Source organism: Planctomonas deserti (assembly GCF_003067705.1).
Lineage (GTDB): Bacteria > Actinomycetota > Actinomycetes > Actinomycetales > Microbacteriaceae > Planctomonas > Planctomonas deserti.
In genome coordinates this window covers 1-504 of sequence record NZ_QANL01000249.1, presented here as the reverse complement: position 1 = coordinate 504, position 504 = coordinate 1, and the positions used below count along the sequence as shown (strand labels likewise).

The 504-nt window shown below is 66.5% G+C and carries 1 pseudogene; it reads left to right on the top strand.

The features are described 5' to 3' along the window. Window positions 1-167: 167 nt before the first annotated feature. Window positions 168-504, top strand: a pseudogene (locus tag DAI20_RS20525) (cation efflux transmembrane domain-containing protein); the annotation flags it as partial.

The following is a 504-nucleotide window of genomic DNA, read 5'->3' as shown; positions in this document are numbered from 1 at the left end:
AAGGGTCAGTGTGGCGTGATCACTGCAGGCGGGCGTCGGTACGTGGGAGGCGCGCAGTCTACGGGAAGCGGCCCTACGGGGGTAGCGCGGTTGGCCGGCGAAGGCAGCGAAAGGCAGCGAAAGGCAGCGAAAGGCAGCGGAGCCTGGCTCCGCTCTACAATTGAACCATGGCCGCCAACCGCCCGCAGTTCTTCGACCCCGCCACCGAACAGGGCGTGCTGCGCCTGTCGATCGCCGCCTCTCTGCTGCTGGCCGCGGCGGCGGTGGTGTTCGGCCTACTGGCCAGTTCTTCGCTGATCATCTTCGACGGCATCTACGGCCTGATCGACGTGGTGATGACCTGGCTGTCACTGCTGGTGGCGCGCCTGATCGCGCTGTCCACGCAGACCGATGCGCTGCAATCGCGGCTCAACCAGCGCTTCACCATGGGCTTCTGGCACCTGGAGCCGATCGTGCTGGGGGTGAGCGGCACACTGATGATCGGTGCGGCGCTGTATGCGCTGG